The sequence below is a fragment of the Streptomyces antibioticus genome, from assembly GCF_002019855.1.
Lineage (GTDB): Bacteria > Actinomycetota > Actinomycetes > Streptomycetales > Streptomycetaceae > Streptomyces > Streptomyces antibioticus_B.
The window spans coordinates 2,628,095-2,642,350 of the sequence record NZ_CM007717.1 but is presented as its reverse complement, the minus strand read 5'-3'; the positions used below and the strand labels follow the sequence as shown (position 1 = coordinate 2,642,350).

The following is a 14,256-nucleotide window of genomic DNA, read 5'->3' as shown; positions in this document are numbered from 1 at the left end:
GCAGGCAGTGAGGCGACGGTATGGCGCAGCAGGCGTACATGACGGAGACGGACGGCGACGGCGGCTCGGGACCCGAGCGCCAAAGAGCCCGGCTCCGGCGCCTGGTGGGACGCCTGACCGCCCGGCTGTCGGCGGGCTGGCGCGGCGACCCGCGGATCTGGCGGCGCGGGCTGGTCCTGGCCGCCCTGGCGCTGCTGTTCTCGCTGGTGATGCTGGTGCACTCCCGCATCCCCAACCGGTTCGGCAACCTCGGCTCCCTGACCGAGACGTTCCTGCCCTGGATCGGGCTGTTCATCCCGCTGCTGCTTGTGCTCGCGCTGGTGCGTAAATCGGCGACGGCGCTGATCGCGGTCGTGCTGCCCGCGGTGGTGTGGCTGAACCTCTTCGGTGGGCTGCTCACCGAGAAGACCGGCGGCGGCGGGGACCTCACCGTCGCCACGCACAACGTCAACGCCGACAACCCCGACCCGTCCGGCACCGCCCGGGACGTGGCCGCGTCCGGCGCGGACGTGGTGGCGCTGGAGGAACTCACCGCGTCGGCCGTGCCGGTGTACGAGAAGGCACTCGCGACGACGTACCGGTACCACTCGGTGCAGGGCACGGTGGGGCTGTGGAGCAAGTACCCGCTGAGCGGCGTGAAGCCCGTCGACATCAAGCTCGGCTGGACGCGCGCGATGCGCGCCACGGCGGCCACGCCCGAGGGCGACGTCGCCTTCTACGTCGCGCATCTGCCGTCGGTCCGGGTCAAGCTCCAGGCCGGCTTCACCGCCCGCCAGCGGGACAAGAGCGCGGACGCGCTGGGCGAGGCCATCGCCGACGAGCGGATCGACCAGGTGGTGCTGCTCGGCGACCTCAACGGCACGATGAACGACCGCTCGCTCAACGCCGTGACGTCCCAGATGCGTTCCACGCAGGGCGCGGCGGGCCACGGCTTCGGTTTCAGCTGGCCGGCGTCGTTCCCGATGGCGCGGATCGACCAGATCATGGTGAAGGGCGTGGAGCCGGTCACCTCGTGGACCCTGCCGCAGACGGCCAGTGACCATCTGCCGGTCGCGGCGCGTGTGAAAGTCGCCACAACGGACTCCTGAACGAGGGCTCGGGCCGAGTTTGTTTCGCCAGTGAACATATGCTGGGGGACCCTCGACCCGAAAGCTGAGCCCCTCATGCCTCTGGCCCTGCTCGCCCTCGCCGTGGGCGCCTTCGGCATCGGCACCACCGAGTTCGTCATGATGGGCCTGCTGCCCGACGTGGCGGCCGACCTGCACACCTCGATCCCCACCGCCGGGCATCTGGTCTCCGCGTACGCGCTCGGCGTCGTCATCGGCGCCCCCGTACTGGCCGCGGTGACGGCACGCCGGTCCCGCCGTGCGGTCCTGATGGCGCTGATGGGCCTGTTCGTGGCCGGCAACGCCCTGTCGGCGCTGGCCCCCGACCACGGCTGGCTGCTCGCCGCCCGCTTCCTCAGCGGGCTGCCGCACGGCGCGTTCTTCGGCGTGGGCGCGGTCGTGGCCACCAACCTGGTGGCGCCGGAACGCAAGGCGCGGTCGGTGTCGCTGATGTTCCTCGGCCTGACCGTCGCCAACATCGCGGGCGTCCCCGCCGCCACGCTCGTGGGCCAGCACCTCGGCTGGCGGGCCGCCTTCCTCGGCGTGAGCGTGATCGGCGTCGCGGCGATCGTCTCGCTCGCCCTGCTGATCCCCCGCACCCTGCCGGGCGCGGCGGCCCCCGGCGGACTCCGCGGCGAACTGTCCGCCCTGCGCTCCCTCCCCGTCTGGCTGGCCCTGGGCACGACGGTCGCGGGCTTCGGCGCACTCTTCTCGGCGTACAGCTACATCGCGCCGATGCTGACAGACGCCGCCGGGTACGCCGACTCCAGCGTGACGCTGCTGCTCGCCCTGTTCGGCGTCGGCGCGACGGTCGGCAACCTGCTGGGCGGCCGCCTCGCCGACCACGCGATGCGCGCGACGCTCTTCGGCGGGCTCACCTCGCTGGCGGCGGTCCTCGCCCTCTTCCCGCTGCTGATGCGCACCCAGACGGGCGGCGCGCTCGCGGTCGTCCTCCTCGGCGTCGCGGCGTTCGTCGCGGGCAGCCCGCTCAACCTGATGGTCATGGAACGCGCCACCGCGGGCCCGTCCCTGGCCTCCTCCGCCAACCAGGCCGCCTTCAACCTCGCCAACGCGGGCGGCGCGTGGATCGGCGGCCTGGCCCTCGCAGCGGGCCTGGGCGCGACGTCGCCGGCCCTGGCGGGTGCGGGCCTCGCCCTCCTGGGCGTGGCGGTGGCGACGACGGCGTACGTCGTGGACCGCCGCCGGGTCGCGCCGTTGCCGGCGACACACGACCGCGTCATCGCGACGCACGTCCCGTCGATTCCGCAGCATCAGCCACAGGCCTGACGGGGGGCATGTGCGGGCCGGTGGGGGTTGATCGCGCAGTTCCCCGCGCCCCTGGTGGGCAGAGCGGAACGGCGCGATCAGCTCCCCCCCGGCCCCACGGGCTTATGGCCTGGGCGCAGACCAGCCGTCCAGGGGCGTGGGGTGCTGCGCGATCGGCCCTGCTGCGGGCGTGGTTGACGACTCTGCACCTGACGCCTCTTGACGGGCCGACCGATCCGATAGCCGACCAGGTAGCCCCGGTCGATGCAGTTGCACGAGCCTGCTGAGCCGGTCAGTCGAACTCGCGTAGGGCGGCGACGAGTTGATGTACCTCCGGAGCGCCCCGGCGCAGCAGCAAGGCGGCCGTGGAGTGGAGTTCGTTCCAGGCGTGCGGGCGGCCGACCGCGGAGGCGTCCGGGACGGCCTCCAACGCGACGGTGAGGGCTGGCGCCGCCTCGCCCGCTCCGGCGTACGCGTGCGCCAAGCACGCCCGGTACCAGGTCCGGTCGCGCCGGTACTCGTCCGGCAGGGCGGCCAGGCCGATGGTGAGATGGTCGACGGCGGCCCGCCAGTCCTTGAGATGCAGAGCGGCCATGCCCCGCTGGAGCGTGAACCAGGTCTCGCCGTAGAAGTACATCCAGACCGGCTCGTCCTCGGGATGGTCGGCGGCGGTGCTGATGAGCCCCTGCGCCTCGTCCAGGAGCCGCGCGGCGGAGTCACCGTCACCGTTCAGGGCGTGGCCCCGGGCGGCCATCTGCGCCGCCATGCCCTGCACCCCCAGCGAGGCGCCCGGCGCCGACCAGCGGGCAGCCTCGGCCAGCCGGACGGCCCGGTCACCCCGGCCGCCCGACCAGGCCATGTGCGCCTTCATGCTCAGCGTGGTGGCGGCCATGTTGGCGTCGCCGGCCTCCAACGCCCACTCGTGGCTGCGGTCGTACCAGGCGAGCGCGGCGGCCGTCTGCCCCTGGTCCTGCGACATCCAGGCCAGAAACTGCGCGTGCTCGGAGGCGAGCCGGACGACACGGTCGGCCAGCGGCCCCCGGGCCCCGGCGTAGAGATCGACCACGGTGCGCAGTTGCTGCCTCATCACGCCGACCAGCGGGCGGGAGCCGATCTCGTCCTCGGCACGGCGGTGCTCGGCGAGGAGCCGGTCGAGCCAGTCGAGCGTGGGGGTGTCGACACGGTGCTCGGACTCGATCACGCTCGTGACGCGGGTCAGGAGATCGTCGTCAGGGCCGGGGCCGGGGAGCACTAACCCGGCGACCGGAGCGGCCGGAGCCTCCGTGTGCCCCTGGAGGAGCCCGGCCGGGATACCGAGACCGGTCACGATGCGCTGGCGGACCTCGGTGGAAGTCACCTTGCGCTGGCCCCGTTCGATGGCGGACACGTCGGGCTGGACGAGGCCGACGCGCTCACCGAGCTTGGTCTGACTCAGTCCTGTGATCTTGCGGTACGCACGGAGAACCGCGCCCCAGTCCTCGGCGGCGACGGCGGCGATGAGCTGCGGATGAGACCAGAGGTCCGGTGCCAAATCCCCCACGTCATAAACGATATAGGGCCTCCCCATAGGGCGGCCCAATTGTGACGGATCGGGCGGCGCACAAGGGTTGACGCGTAAGGACCCCGGCGGCCTGGCAGGGCCCCGGGGCGTGGCCGACGCTTCAAGGGAGCGACGACATGACCGAGCGTACGACCCACCCGCCGACCGGGGCAGGGGCACTGCCGTTGGACCTGGACACGATGAGGGCCAGCGCGCGGAGACTGCTGGCGGAGGACGCGGAACCGCCCCGCCAGGAGGAGTTGGAGACGCTGACGCTCACCCTGCGGGGGCACATGATGCTGCTCATCCCGGCAGTGGAGGACGCGGCCAGGAAGTTCCCGAGGGACGACATCCCGGCCACATGCGCACGGGCGTGTGTGGGCGAGGCGCGCATGCGGCTCGGCCTGGAGCCGAGGAACGGGCTTCCCGCCGGGATCGCCCACGCCCAGCGGCTCTCGCGGTCGGTGAACGCCCTGTGCGACCACGTGATCAACCTGGTGGGGGAGAGCCGGTGACCGCCCGCGTCTGCCGTGCCTGCGACGAGCCGATCACCGACCCCGACCTGCTGAGGATCCTGCTGCGGATCTGGGCGACGCACACGGAGGTGTAGTCCCAACAGTACGAAGCCCGGCCAGTGTTGATACCCGGCCGGGCTTTGCCTCGCTGTCGTCGGTGCGCTCCGAGGGGTGGCCTAGTAAACCGAGGGCGGGGAAGCGGGCTCACCTGCGCGTGCCCCCACCAATGCGCAAGTGGAAGGAGATTCACGCACCAGACCCAGTCCGGCCGTGACCTGCCCGGGCAGACCCTTGTTCGTCGGGCAGCCGGGTGGATGAAGCGCCACCGCCTCCTTCTCGGCCCAGCCGCACGGCTGACGGGAGTTGGGGGCTTGGGCGCAGCCCAGCCATCCAGGAGCGCGGGGAACTGCGCGACCCACGCTCCCTACCCCCACCCCCCTCACACCTCGACCCGCTCCAGATCCCGCAACCACGCCTCCGCCGAGCTGTCCGACGGCGCCCGCCAATCCCCCCGAGGGGACAACGAACCCCCCGCCGACACCTTCGGCCCGTTCGGCATCGCGGAGCGTTTGAACTGGGCGAACGCGAAGAAGCGGCGGCAGAAGACCTCCAGCCAGCGTCGGATCTCCGGCAGGTCGTACGCCACCCGCTCCCCTTCGGGGAAGTTCGGCGGCCAGGCGCCGAGCTTCGGGTCGTGCCACGCGTGCCACGCCAGGAACGCGATCTTCGACGGGCGGAACCCGTACCGCAGCACATGGAACAGCGTGAAGTCGTGCAGCGCGTACGGCCCGATCCGCGACTCCGTGGACTGCATCTCCTCACCCGGCACCAGCTCGGGACTGATCTCCGTGTCGAGGATCGCCGCCAGCGTCCGCCCGGTCTCCGCGTCGAACTGCCCGCTGCTGATGACCCACCGGATCAGATGCTGCATCAGCGTCTTCGGCACACCGGAGTTGACGTTGTAGTGGCTCATCTGGTCGCCCACGCCGTACGTCGACCACCCGAGCGCCAGCTCGGACAGATCCCCCGTGCCGAGCACGATCCCGCCCCGCTGGTTGGCGAGCCGGAACAGATAGTCGGTGCGCAGCCCGGCCTGGACGTTCTCGAAGGTGACGTCGTACACCGGCTCGCCGGAGGCGAAGGGGTGGCCCATCTCCTGGAGCATCAGCCGCGCGGTCGGCGTGATGTCCAGCTCGGCCGCAGTGACCCCGAGGGAGTTCATCAGCTTGTGGGCGTTGCCCTTGGTGTGGTCGCTGGTGGCGAAGCCGGGCAGCGTCCAGGCCAGGATGTCGCTGCGCGGCCGCCCCGCCCGGTCCATCGCCCGCGCGGCGACGATCAGCGCGTGCGTGGAGTCCAGCCCGCCGGACACCCCGATGACCACCTTGGGCCCGCCGATCGCCGCCAGCCGCTGCTGAAGGCCCTCGACCTGGATGTTGTACGCCTCGAAGCAGTCCTGGGCGAGCCGCTCGGCGTCCGCCGGTACGAACGGGAAGCGTTCAAGGCGGCGTCGCAGCCCCAGATCCGTGGACGGCGGGGCGAGTTCGAAGGACACCGTCCGGAAGTCATCGGTGCGTGCCTTGTGCGTACGGCGGTTGTCGTCGAACGTGCCCATCCGCATCCGCTCCTGCCGCAGCAGGTCGAGGTCCACGTCGGCCACCGCGCGCTCGTCGTCCAGCGGGAAACGCTCGGTCTCCGCCAGCAGCGCGCCGTTCTCGTAGATCATGGCCTGCCCGTCCCAGGACAGGTCGGTCGTCGACTCGCCCAGCCCGGCCGCCGCGTACACGTACGCCGCGAGACAGCGCGAGGACGCCGAACGGCACAGCAGCTTGCGGTCCTCGGCCCGCCCGACGGTGATCGGACTGCCGGAGAGGTTGACCAGGACGGTCGCCCCGGCGAGCGCGGCCTCCGCGCTGGGCGGCACCGGCACCCACATGTCCTCGCAGATCTCGGCGTGCAGCACGAGACCCGGCACGTCGTCCGCGGCGAACAGCAGATCCACCCCGAACGGCACGGACGTACCGCCGACCCGGATCGACCCGCCGCGCTCGTCGGCGCCGTCGCCGATCTGCCGGCGCTCGTAGAACTCCCGGTAGTTCGGCGGATACGACTTGGGCACGACCCCGAGGATCCGGCCGCGGTGCACGATCACCGCGCAGTTGTAGAGCCGGTTGCGATGGCGCAGCGGGGCGCCGACGACCAGCACCGGCAGCAGGTCCGCCGAGCCGGCCACGACCTCCCGCAGCGCTGTCTCGACGTCGTCCAGGAGCGCGTCCTGGAGCAGCAGGTCCTCGATGGAGTAGCCGCACAGCCCCAGCTCCGGGAAGACGGCGACGGCCACCCCCTCCTCGGCGCACCGGCGCGCCTGGCGCAGGACCGCCTCGGCGTTGGCGGGCGGATCGGCGATGACGGTGTGACCGGTGCAGGCGGCGACGCGCGCGAAGCCGTGCTGATAGACCGACCAGAAGTTCGACGGAGGCACGCGCCCATTGTAATCGTCAGAGCGACGCGATGGGGGGCGCGGGGCTGCCGCGCCCCCCCCCACGCCCCCCCACGCCCCCCCACGCCCCCCACACCCAGCTCTACGGCTGCTCAGCGCCGCCGGTACGACTCGACATAACCGTTCCCCGGTGTCCCCACGCCGGTGACGTCGTCGTACCCCTTCACCGCGGACAGCGAACTGTCCTTGCCGAGGCCCCGGACGGAGGTCAGCAGACCCTCGGAGGCGTCGACGCCGTTGGCGAAGTCGACGCGGGCGACCGCGAGGCCGGACGCGCGCGTCGGACGGTCCGTGACGTCGTGGTAGACCCGCGAGCCCGCCTTCGCGTAGATCGCCGGGTTGGCGAACCCGATCGCCCTGCCGCCGCGCGCCTCCTGCGCCAGCGCCTGGACGGCCGCGATGACCGGCGCGGCCAGCGAGGTGCCGCCGATGCGGTACTCGGAGTACCGCTCGACCCCGTCCGGGAAGGTCTGGGTCTGGCCCACCCGGAACCCGGTGTTGGGGTCGGCGATCGCCGCGATGTCGGGCACGACCCGGTTGCCGGCCTTGCCGTTGGCCGTGGCCAGCGCCTTGGGGACGACACCCTTCTGGTAGTACGGCGCGGGCACGGTCCTGCTGGTGCCGCCGCCCGCACCGGAGGTGAACGCGCCGGGGAAGCCGGTCCAGCTCTTCCCGTCGTCCGACAGCGACGCCTTCTCGGTGCCCCAGCCGGTCTCCCACAGGTACCTGTCGCCCTTGCCGACCGCCAGCGAGGTGCCGCCGACCGCCGTCACCCACGCCGAGTTCGCCGGGGTGTCGACCTGCTTGGTGCCGGTGGCCGCGACCTCGTCGCCGTCGTCGCCGGAGGAGAAGTAGAAGCCGATGCCCTCGACCGCGCCGAACTGGAAGACCTGGTCGTAGGCGGCCGCGAGGTCCGGCGTCTGGTTGGCCTCGATGTCGCCCCAGGAGTTGGAGACGATGTCGGCCAGATGCCGGTCGACGATCTTGCTCAGCGCGTCGAGCAGATCGTCGTCGTAGCAGGAGGCGCCGCCCACGTACGTGACGTTCGCGTCCGGCGCGACCGCGTGCACGGCCTCGATGTCGAGAGTCTCCTCGCCGTACCAGCCGGCCGCCCCGCACTCCTCGGTCCTGGTGTACTCCGAGGGCAGCACCTGGGTGAGCTGGCCGGTCTTCCACGCCTTGTCGCCGTGCGCCTTGGCGTAGGTGGCCGCGTCGAAGGCGATCGTCGGCGAGGCGTACGCGTCGGTGATCGCGATGCGCACGCCCTTGCCGGTGCGCTTGCCGGCGCCGTAGGCGGCGCGGAGCTGCTTGCCGGTGTACCCCCGCACGGCGTACGGGATCTTCGCGCCGTACGCGGACGGCAGGGTCCGCGCGACGTTCGATCCGTAGTACGAGGAGAACGGCCCGGCATTCTTGAACACCGCATCCGGCGGCGGGAGTTGGTCCTTGGAGGCCGCCTTGTGCGGCGCGTTGTCCAGACCGGTCACGGTGAGGACGGCGCCGTCGAGACTCGCCGGTGCGGAGGCGGTCTTGGCGGGGGCGCGGTAAGTCCGGCCACCCTTGGCGTAGTTGTGGAGCTGGGTGCCGAACGCCCGCTCGGCGGAGGTCACATCACCGCTGACGGACACGTAGTGCGTCGTCGTGGCGGTGACCTTCAGCCCGGCCGCCGTCAGCCAGGACTTCACCGCCGCCACCTGGGCCGCGGTGGCGCCGAAGCGGGCCTGTGCCTGGCGCGCGGAGAGGTACTTCCCGTACGCGGCGGACCCCGGGTCGGAGACCGCCTTGGCGTAGGCGGCGAGGCCGGTGGCGTCCCGGCCCGCGAGGTAGACCCGGGCCCGTACCTGGGCGCCGTCCGCGGTCGCGCCCCGGTCCGCCGCGGCCGTGGCCCAGGCCGGCCGGGTCCCGGCCAGCGTGTCCCGGGCCGGGCCGTCCGCGGCGTGCGCCGCGGGTATGCCGAGCGCCAGCGCGCCGGCGATCATGGGCAGTGTCGCCGCCATGCTCACCGAGGCGCGCAATGCGGCACGGTTGGATCTCATAGGGCCCCCTGTGATTCGGCCTGTGAGTGATGTCGACGCGAGTGGATCACTCGCCCCGGCCACTCTGGCCCTGAACCGTTCATGTCAGGGGAATGGGGACCTCAAGAGGCCGCCAAGTAACTTCTAGGAATGGTGAACTGAGGATCCGTCACCGGGCCTCGGCCTGGCTCATGGCCTCGGCGCGGCACCCCGCTCCTTCAACATGTCCGTCATCAGCAGGATTTCGGACTCCTGCGCCTCGACCATCCCCTGCGCGAGCCGCTTCTCCACACCGACCGTGCACTTCTCGACGCACCCCTGGGCCATGTGGACGCCGCCCTTGTGATGGTCCGTCATCAACTGGAGGAAGAAGACCTCCGCCTGCTTGCCGTTGAGCGTGCCGAGCTTCTTCATCTCGGCATCGGTCGCCATACCGGGCATCAGCGCGCCGTCCTCGCCGCCGGCCATCCCGGCCATGCCCATCCAGCTCATGGGCCCGTCGGACGACACCTTCGGCAGCCCCCACAGATCGAGCCAACCCAGCATCATGCCGCGCTGGTTGGCCTGCGTCTGCGCGATGTCGTAGGCGAGCCGGCGGACGTCCTCGTCGTCGGTGCGGTCGCGCACGATGTACGCCATCTCCACGGCCTGCTGGTGGTGGACCGCCATGTCCCGGGCGAACCCGGCGTCGGCCGAGCCGGCGGCGGGCGGTTCGGTGCCCGACCGGCCGTCCTCGGCGACGGAGTACGTGACCGCCCCGGCCGCGACCAGCACTCCGGCCACGGCCACGGCGACGCCCGCATACCTCACTGCGGCAGACCGCCCGTGCAGGTCGCGCCCATCTCGGGCGTCTGCTCGCCCTGCACGAACTTCTCGAAGAACGCGTCCACGGCCGGGTCGTCGGCCCCGGTCACCGTCCGCTGGTGCCCCCAGGCGGTCAGCATGATCGGATCGGCCTGCCCGTCGTCGGGGCTCATCAGCGTGTACGGCGTCTTCTTCACCTTCGCCGCGAGCGCCTCGACGTCCGCCTTGGGGGCCTTGTCGGTGTACGTCACCCAGACCGCGCCGTGCTCCAGGGAGTGCACGGCGTTCATGTTGTTCAGGGGCTCGGTGTAGACGTCGCCGTCGCAGTTCATCCAGGCACGGTCGTGGTCGCCGCCGACCGGGGGCTCCACCGGGTAGTCCACGGTCTTGGTGACATGGGTGCGGCCCAGCGTGCCCTTCCAGGTCTTCACCCCGTCCGCGCCGGTGACGAACTTCCCCGCGGTCTTGCCGTCGGCCGCGGTGGACTTGTCGTCCGACTGCGACTTCACGACGAACACACCGCCGGCGACGAGTGCGGCCACGGCGACGACACTGCCGGTGATCACGAGGATCCGGTTGCGCCGCTCACGGGCCTTCTCGGTCCGTCGCATCTCCTCTATGCGCGCCTTGCGCGCCGCACTGCTGGTCCGGTCGGCGGAACCCATGGGGCCTGTCCTTCTGGGGAAAAGGTCGGAACGGTCGGGACGTTCGGGGTGTTCGGGTCCGCTGATCGTAATGGGGGAGAAGGGGAAGTCGTAGGCGGGTCACAGCCAAGGCCGTCGTCCTGGCCAAATTTGAAGGACAGATGCGTATTATCTACGCTTCTCCCATGCGGCTGCTGCGATCCACCGACCTGGCCCTGCGCGTCCTCATGCGGCTCGCGGTGGCGGACGGGACCACGCCCACGACGCGGGACGTGGCCGCCGCGATGGAGGTCCCCTACACGCACACGGCCAAGGTCGTCGCCGAGCTCCAGCACCTGGGCCTGCTGGAGGCCCGCCGGGGCCGGGGCGGCGGCCTCGCCCTGACCGAGAAGGGCCGTACGGCCTCCGTGGGCGGCATCGTCCGCACCTTCGAGGGCGACGGCGACGTGGTCGACTGCGAGGGCCCCACCCCCTGCCCCCTGAACTCCGCCTGCCGCCTGCGCGGAGCCCTCCGCCGGGCCCAGGAGGCGTTCTTCGCCACCCTGGACCCGATCACGGTCACCGACATCGCGGCCGCCCCGACGGGCCCGCTCCTCCTGGGCATCTCGAAACTCCCCTGACTCCGGGGACGGGCGAGCCGCTTCGCGCGCCGCCCCGGCAACACTGGGCGCGCCTGCCCCCGACGCAGGGCGGATCGGGTGGCCCTGCTCTGCAGGCGGCCCGTGTGGTCCCGCCCGGCCTGGCGTCCCCGTGCGGCTCTGCCCGGCGCCGCGCGCCCGCGCGTAGGGGGCGTGCGCCGTCGCGCCTCGGCCCGGTCCTTGCCTCGCTCCTGCCTGCCGCGCCTCGGCCCACGCCCGCCCGCCCGGCCTGCTTCGGCGCCGCTCGGTCCGCCCGCCCCGCCCTGGCTCGGCCCCCTCCTCCTGGGCATCCCCAAGCTGTCCTGACCCGGAAGCTTCCCTGACCCGGGGGACGGCCGCTGTCGGTCAGGCCGAGGCCAGCCACAGGTCCGGGCCGAAGACCTCGTAGTGAATGTCGGCCGGGGCGACGCCCTTGGTGAGGAGTTGGGCGCGGACCGCGCGCATGAAGGGCAGCGGGCCGCACAGGTACGCGCGCGTGCCGGGCCGTACCGGTACGTCGGTGAGGTCGGCGAGGCCCGTCGCCGCGCCCTCCGGGGCCTCACGTTCGTACCAGAGGTGGACGGACGCCTCCGGGAGCTTCGCCGCGTACGCCTCGTGGTCGGCCCGCAGGGCGTGGTCGGCGGGCGAGCGGTCGGCGTGCACGACGGTCACCGGGGTGCCGTGGCCGCGGTCCGCGAGGTGGGCCAGCATCGCGACGATCGGCGTGACACCGATGCCCGCCGAGGCCAGCAGCAGGGGCGCGCCGTCGGAGTCGTCGAGGACGAGGTCGCCGTAGGGCTCGGAGAGCTGGACCCTGTCGCCCACCCGTACGCGCGTGTGCAGGTGGTGCGAGACCTCGCCCGCCGGTGTGGCCGCGTCGCCGGGGATCCGCTTGACGCTGATCTGCCGTACGTCCGAACCCGGCGCCGCGGACAGGCTGTACTGGCGTGACTGGCGGGCGCCGTCGGGGAGTTCCACGCGTACGGAGACGTACTGCCCGGCCCGGAAGTCCCCTACGGGGAGGGGGTCGCCGTCGAGCGGGCGCAGCCGCAGGGTGACGACGTCCGCGGTCTCCGGGACGCGCTCCACGACCTGCCAGGTCCGCCAGCGCGGGCCGCCGCTCTCCTCGTAGAGCCGCCGCTCGATCGCGATGAGGGCGTTGGCCATCAGCCAGTAGACCTCCGTCCAGGCGGCCGCGACCTCGGGGGTGACCGCGTCGCCGAGGACGTCGGCGATGGCGGCGAAGAGGTGCTCGTGCACGACGCCGTACTGCTCGGGCGTGATGCCCAGGGAGGCGTGTTTGTGGGCGATGCGGCCGAGCATCGCGTCGGGCCGGGTGTCCGGGTGGTCGAGGAGGTGGACGGCGAACGCGGCGATGGAGCCGGCCAGGGCCTGCCGCTGGGTGCCGGCGGCCTGGTTGCCGCGGTTGAAGAGGTCCCGCAGCAGCTCGGGGTGGGCGGCGAAGAGACCGGCGTAGAAGCGCTCGGTGATCTCGCCGATGGCCGCGCCCACGGCGGGCAGCGTGGCGCGGACGGTGGCTGCGGACTGCTCGGACAGCATCGTGCCTCCTCAGGCTCGTCGGCGCACTCGGGCCGACGCTCGACTGGGCGGCACGCTAATAAAACTTGCATCTGAGATGCAAATTAAGTGGGCGAGAACGAGACGGAGGGGGGTCGGGCATTACGGATGTCAGTCCGAGCAGGCAAGATGGGCGCAGAGCTGTACATCGGCCGGACGCGATGCGTTCAGGCCGAGGTCGCAGAGGCGATCATGGTCCGCAACGCGCACGAAACGGTGTTGTGGTGGGATGCTCAGGTGCCCGACCGCCTCTCCGTGGGACGGGAAGCAGGCGGCCTGACCAGCAAGGATGGGGAAGCGGAAGATGGACAAGCAGCAGGAGTTCGTGCTCCGGACGTTGGAGGAGCGCGACATCCGGTTCGTACGCCTGTGGTTCACGGACGTGCTGGGCTTCCTGAAGTCCGTCGCCGTGGCCCCGGCCGAGCTTGAACAGGCGTTCGACGAGGGCATCGGCTTCGACGGCTCCGCGATCGAGGGCTTCGCCCGTGTCTACGAGTCCGACATGATCGCCAAGCCGGACCCGTCCACCTTCCAGGTCCTGCCCTGGCGCGCGGAGGCCCCCGGCACCGCCCGCATGTTCTGCGACATCCTCATGCCGGACGGCTCCCCGTCCTTCGCGGACCCGCGCTACGTCCTCAAGCGCGCCCTCGCCCGCGCCTCCGACCTGGGCTTCACCTTCTACACCCACCCCGAGATCGAGTTCTTCCTGCTGAAGGACAAGCCGGTCGACGGCTCCCGCCCCACCCCGGCCGACAACTCCGGCTACTTCGACCACACCCCGCACAACGTCGGCATGGACTTCCGCCGCCAGGCGATCACCATGCTGGAGTCCATGGGCATCTCGGTCGAGTTCTCCCACCACGAGGGCGCCCCCGGCCAGCAGGAGATCGACCTGCGCTACGCCGACGCGCTCTCCACCGCCGACAACATCATGACGTTCCGGCTGGTCATGAAGCAGGTCGCGCTGGAGCAGGGGGTCCAGGCGACCTTCATGCCCAAGCCGTTCTCCGAGCACCCCGGCTCCGGCATGCACACCCACCTCTCCCTCTTCGAGGGCGACCGCAACGCGTTCTACGAGTCGGGCTCGGAGTACCAGCTCTCCAAGGTCGGCCGCTCCTTCATCGCGGGCCTGCTCAAGCACGCCGCGGAGATCTCGGCCGTCACCAACCAGTGGGTCAACTCCTACAAGCGCATCTGGGGCGGCTCCGAGCGCACAGCGGGCGCCGGCGGCGAGGCCCCCTCGTACATCTGCTGGGGCCACAACAACCGCTCGGCCCTGGTCCGCGTCCCGATGTACAAGCCCGGCAAGACCGGCTCGGCCCGTATCGAGGTCCGCTCCCTCGACTCCGGCGCCAACCCCTACCTGGCCTACGCCATGCTCCTCGCCGCCGGCCTCAAGGGCGTCGAGGAGGGCTACGAGCTTCCCCCGGGCGCCGAGGACGACGTCTGGGCCCTCTCCGACGCCGAGCGCCGCGCCATGGGCATCGAGCCCCTCCCGCAGAACCTCGGCGAGGCCCTCACCCTCATGGAACGCAGCGACCTCGTCGCCGAGACCCTCGGCGAACACGTCTTCGACTTCTTCCTCCGCAACAAGCGCAGCGAGTGGGAGGAGTACCGCTCCGAGGTGACCGCCTTCGAGCTGCGGAAGAATCTGCCGGTGCTGTAGCGCGCGGC

The 14,256-nt window shown here is 71.7% G+C and carries 11 protein-coding genes; 5 read left to right on the top strand and 6 right to left on the bottom strand.

Going from position 1 to position 14,256, the window contains the following annotated elements; all coding sequences use genetic code 11:
• Positions 1–20 precede the first annotated feature (20 nt).
• Together AFM16_RS11755 and AFM16_RS11750 are read left to right on the top strand one after the other, a co-directional pair.
• Positions 21–1,088, top strand: a complete 1,068-nt coding sequence (locus AFM16_RS11755) for an endonuclease/exonuclease/phosphatase family protein (RefSeq protein ID WP_030794286.1) — start codon at positions 21–23, stop codon at positions 1,086–1,088.
• A gap of 75 nt (positions 1,089–1,163) precedes the next feature.
• Positions 1,164–2,393: an MFS transporter gene (locus AFM16_RS11750; protein WP_078633259.1), complete on the top strand. Its 1,230-nt coding sequence runs from the start codon at positions 1,164–1,166 to the stop codon at positions 2,391–2,393.
• A 271-nt stretch (positions 2,394–2,664) separates the two neighbouring features.
• On the opposite strand, the gene AFM16_RS11745 is transcribed toward AFM16_RS11750, so the two are convergent.
• The gene (locus tag AFM16_RS11745) at positions 2,665–3,939 is read right to left on the bottom strand and encodes an NsdA family TPR-like regulatory protein (RefSeq protein WP_078633258.1); all 1,275 of its coding nucleotides are present in this window, start codon (positions 3,937–3,939) and stop codon (positions 2,665–2,667) included.
• Positions 3,940–4,049: 110 nt separating this feature from the next.
• On the opposite strand from AFM16_RS11745, the gene AFM16_RS11740 reads away from it, so the two are divergent.
• Positions 4,050–4,427 (top strand): DUF6415 family natural product biosynthesis protein, encoded by a 378-nt coding sequence (locus AFM16_RS11740; protein ID WP_078633257.1) that lies wholly within the window; start codon positions 4,050–4,052, stop codon positions 4,425–4,427.
• 439 nt (positions 4,428–4,866) lie between these two features.
• Here the strand turns inward: AFM16_RS11740 and AFM16_RS11735 are convergent, their stop codons facing one another.
• The 4 genes from AFM16_RS11735 to AFM16_RS11720 all read right to left on the bottom strand — a co-directional run bounded on the left by AFM16_RS11735 (position 4,867) and on the right by AFM16_RS11720 (position 10,408).
• Entirely contained in the window at positions 4,867–6,906 is a 2,040-nt protein-coding gene (locus tag AFM16_RS11735) for an NAD(+) synthase (RefSeq protein ID WP_078633256.1), read from the bottom strand.
• Between the two features lie 110 nt (positions 6,907–7,016).
• Positions 7,017–8,960: a S53 family peptidase gene (locus AFM16_RS11730; protein ID WP_078633255.1), complete on the bottom strand. Its 1,944-nt coding sequence runs from the start codon at positions 8,958–8,960 to the stop codon at positions 7,017–7,019.
• A 168-nt stretch (positions 8,961–9,128) separates the two neighbouring features.
• Positions 9,129–9,749, bottom strand: coding sequence for a DUF305 domain-containing protein (locus AFM16_RS11725; protein ID WP_078633254.1), 621 nt, complete (start codon positions 9,747–9,749; stop codon positions 9,129–9,131).
• Positions 9,746–10,408, bottom strand: coding sequence for a thioredoxin-like domain-containing protein (locus AFM16_RS11720; RefSeq protein WP_078633253.1), 663 nt, complete (start codon positions 10,406–10,408; stop codon positions 9,746–9,748). The genes AFM16_RS11725 and AFM16_RS11720 overlap by 4 nt, the downstream gene beginning before the upstream one ends.
• A 164-nt stretch (positions 10,409–10,572) precedes the next feature.
• Between AFM16_RS11720 and AFM16_RS11715 the strand changes: the two genes are divergently transcribed.
• Entirely contained in the window at positions 10,573–11,007 is a 435-nt protein-coding gene (locus AFM16_RS11715; protein ID WP_078633252.1) for an RrF2 family transcriptional regulator, read from the top strand.
• Positions 11,008–11,370: 363 nt separating this feature from the next.
• Here AFM16_RS11715 and AFM16_RS11710 read toward each other — a convergent pair whose 3' ends face one another.
• Positions 11,371–12,564, bottom strand: a complete 1,194-nt coding sequence (locus tag AFM16_RS11710) for a globin domain-containing protein (RefSeq protein ID WP_078633251.1) — start codon at positions 12,562–12,564, stop codon at positions 11,371–11,373.
• 322 nt (positions 12,565–12,886) lie between these two features.
• Between AFM16_RS11710 and glnA2 the strand changes: the two genes are divergently transcribed.
• Positions 12,887–14,248: a gamma-glutamylpolyamine synthetase GlnA2 gene (gene glnA2, locus AFM16_RS11705; RefSeq protein WP_030794319.1), complete on the top strand. Its 1,362-nt coding sequence runs from the start codon at positions 12,887–12,889 to the stop codon at positions 14,246–14,248.
• The last annotated feature ends 8 nt before the right edge of the window (positions 14,249–14,256 follow it).

Coding starts and splice junctions, on each gene's coding strand:
- AFM16_RS11755 (WP_030794286.1), top strand. CDS start 21: ATGGCGCAGCAGGCGTACATGACGGAGACGGACGGCGACGGCGGCTCG.
- AFM16_RS11750 (WP_078633259.1), top strand. CDS start 1,164: ATGCCTCTGGCCCTGCTCGCCCTCGCCGTGGGCGCCTTCGGCATCGGC.
- AFM16_RS11745 (WP_078633258.1), bottom strand. CDS start 3,939: ATGGGGAGGCCCTATATCGTTTATGACGTGGGGGATTTGGCACCGGAC.
- AFM16_RS11740 (WP_078633257.1), top strand. CDS start 4,050: ATGACCGAGCGTACGACCCACCCGCCGACCGGGGCAGGGGCACTGCCG.
- AFM16_RS11730 (WP_078633255.1), bottom strand. CDS start 8,960: ATGAGATCCAACCGTGCCGCATTGCGCGCCTCGGTGAGCATGGCGGCG.
- AFM16_RS11720 (WP_078633253.1), bottom strand. CDS start 10,408: ATGGGTTCCGCCGACCGGACCAGCAGTGCGGCGCGCAAGGCGCGCATA.
- AFM16_RS11715 (WP_078633252.1), top strand. CDS start 10,573: ATGCGGCTGCTGCGATCCACCGACCTGGCCCTGCGCGTCCTCATGCGG.
- AFM16_RS11710 (WP_078633251.1), bottom strand. CDS start 12,564: ATGCTGTCCGAGCAGTCCGCAGCCACCGTCCGCGCCACGCTGCCCGCC.
- glnA2 (WP_030794319.1), top strand. CDS start 12,887: ATGGACAAGCAGCAGGAGTTCGTGCTCCGGACGTTGGAGGAGCGCGAC.